Here is a 2685-nt window from a genome sequence, read left to right as displayed (position 1 = left end):
CCTAGACGCGCTCCGCGCCGAGATGGACGCCGGGCCGGTGCGCTTCTACGTGGGGTTCGACCCGACCGCGCCGAGCCTGCACATGGGCAACCTCGTCCAGATCCTGACGGCCAAGCGACTGCAGGACGCCGGCCACACGCCGTACGCCCTCGTGGGTGGCGCAACCGGGATGATCGGGGACCCGAAGGTGTCCGGTGAGCGCACGCTCAACACGCTCGACACCGTGAAGGACTGGGTCCGTCGGGTGCAGTCGCAGATCGAGCCGTTCCTCTCCTTCGAGGGCGACAACGCCGCGACGATGGTCAACAACTACGACTGGACCGCGCCGCTGTCGACGATCGACTTCCTGCGCGACATCGGCAAGCACTTTCCCGTCAACCGGATGCTGGCCCGCGATGTGGTGAAGAGCCGACTCGAGCAGGGCATCTCGTTCACCGAGTTCGCCTACGTCCTGCTGCAGTCCATGGACTTCCTCGAGCTCTACCGCCAGCACGGTGTGAAGCTCCAGTTCGGTGGCTCCGACCAGTGGGGCAATCTCACCGGTGGCGTCGAGCTGATCCGCCGCGCCGCCGGTGGCAAGGCGCACGCGTTCGCCACGCCGCTGGTGACCAAGTCCGACGGCACCAAGTACGGCAAGACCGAGGGCGGCGCACTCTGGCTCGACCCCGAGCTGATGAGCCCGTGGGCGTTCTACCAGTTCTGGCTGAACGTCGAGGACGTCAAGATCGGCGAGCTGCTGCGCATCTTCACCTTCCTCTCCCGGGAGGAGATCGAGGAGCTGGAGGCGCAGACGGCCGAGAAGCCCTTCCTGCGCGCCGGGCAGAAGGCCCTCGCCGAGCAGGTCACCACGCTGGTCCACGGCCGGGGCGAGACCGAGAAGATCAAGGCTGCGGCCGCCGCGCTCTTCGGCGGCGGTGATCTGCACACGCTCTCGGTGTCCACCCTTGCTGCAGCGCTCGGCGAGGCCGGCGCGACGAAGCTGGAGAAGCCCGGCACCATCGTCGAGCTGCTCGTCGCCTCAGGGCTCTCCAAGTCGAATGGCGAGGCGCGCCGCACGATCGGCGAAGGCGGTGCCTACCTCAACAACCTGCGCGTCGAGGACCCGGAGTTCGTGCCGGACGAGTCGCACCTGATCGGTGGCTCGTGGCTCGTGCTGCGACGCGGCAAGAAGAACCTCGCCGGTGTCGAGATCGGCTGACCCAACATGACGGAGGCGCTCCCCGGAGGCTGGCTGGACGACGTCCTGGCCCGCGCCGAGGAGCGCCTTCCGCGTTCCGTGTGGCGCTATGTCATGGCCACCGCTGGCGAAGGAATCACCTCCGCCGAGAACACCGAGGCCTGGCGTCGGATCCGCTTCGTGCCGCGGGTCCTGCGCGACGTGCGTGAGGTGAGCCTCGCCGGCGAGCTGCACGGCGACGCCTACCGCCTGCCGTTCGGCATCGCCCCGACGTCGTTGCAGCGCGCGGCCGATCCGGAGGGCGAGCTGGCGATGGCTCGTGCCGCTGCCATCGCCGGAGTGCCACACGTGGTGTCGAGCAACGCCGGCCACCGCTTCGCCGAGATCGCTGCTGCCGGTGGGCCGTGGTGGCTGCAGGCCTACCTCACGGCTGACCGCGCCGACTGCCTGCCGATGCTCGAGTCCGCTGCGGCCGCGGGTGCGCGAGCGATCATCCTGACCGTCGACCTGCCCTTCCCCGGGACGAAGCACGACGTGGGTGACGACGACTTCTCCGACGTCGACCTCTCCTGGCACCGCGCCAACTACGACGGCCGCGCCGTCAGCACCCAGCGGGGTGAGTGGGCTGCCGACCTCGCGCCCGCCGATGTCTCGTGGCTGGGCGACCACCTGGGGCTGCCGGTCGTCGTGAAGGGGGTGCTCCATCCCGACGACGCCGAGACCTGCCTCGACGCGGGCGCCGCTGCTGTGTGGGTCAGCAACCACGGGGGACGGCAGCTCGACCGCACCATCACGACCGCATCCGCGCTGCCGGCAGTCGCGGCCCGTGTCGGGGGCCGGGTGCCGGTGTACGTCGACGGCGGGGTGCACGGGGGAGCGGACGTACTGGCGGCACTGGCGCTCGGTGCCGACGCGGTTTTCCTCGGGCGAGTGCCGCTCCTGGCGCTGGCAGCCGGGGGAGAGGAGCTCGTGGGGTCGGTGCTGGCCACCGTGGAGGCCGAGCTCGAGGAGAACCTGCGCCTCGCAGGCTGCCGCAACGCCGCCGAAACCCGCCAGCTCGGGGCCTGAAGCGCCGCTGCAGGAGCCAGAACCGCGCCTGACCTGCACAAACGGTCAATGTGGTCGCGGTCACTCCGACCCGATTTGCAAGGTCCGGGAAAGGTCGTCTAATGTTTCACCTGTCGCCGGGAACGGCGGGAGGAACGGCCGAGAGGCCGGGCCAACCGACTCCCGGCTGCAGTCTTCCCGAAGACACCTCCGAGGTACGGGTTTGCCAGTCATGGCGGCCGGAAAAGCTCGCGAGTTGCTGTGCGCCAGGGGAGGCCGAATCCAAGCCCCGCAGGGGATGCAGGAAACTGCAGAACCACGGTGCGCGCTGGATCCTTGAGAACTCAACAGTGTGTCAAAAGTCGACGAATTAATTTTTACCCGTCCGACATTCGAGCCTTCGGGTTTGGGTTGGACTGCTTCCTTTGGTAAGTAATCGATAATTCTGACAATTTTGTCGG

At 68.3% G+C, this 2685-nt stretch carries 2 protein-coding genes; both read left to right on the top strand.

What is annotated here, in order from left to right; genetic code table 11:
* Nucleotides 1–1198: tyrosine--tRNA ligase (gene tyrS / locus VLF38_RS10550; protein ID WP_325271222.1), on the top strand; the 1198-nt coding region annotated here is incomplete at its 5' end.
* A 6-nt stretch (nt 1199–1204) separates the two neighbouring features.
* Nucleotides 1205–2245, top strand: coding sequence for an alpha-hydroxy-acid oxidizing protein (locus VLF38_RS10545; protein WP_325271221.1), 1041 nt, complete (start codon nt 1205–1207; stop codon nt 2243–2245).
* Nucleotides 2246–2685: the final 440 nt, after the last annotated feature.

Source organism: Nocardioides sp. (assembly GCF_035481145.1).
Lineage (GTDB): Bacteria > Actinomycetota > Actinomycetes > Propionibacteriales > Nocardioidaceae > Nocardioides.
This window is presented reverse-complemented; position numbering and strand designations above follow the sequence as displayed.

Coding starts and splice junctions, on each gene's coding strand:
- VLF38_RS10545 (WP_325271221.1), top strand. CDS start 1,205: ATGACGGAGGCGCTCCCCGGAGGCTGGCTGGACGACGTCCTGGCCCGC.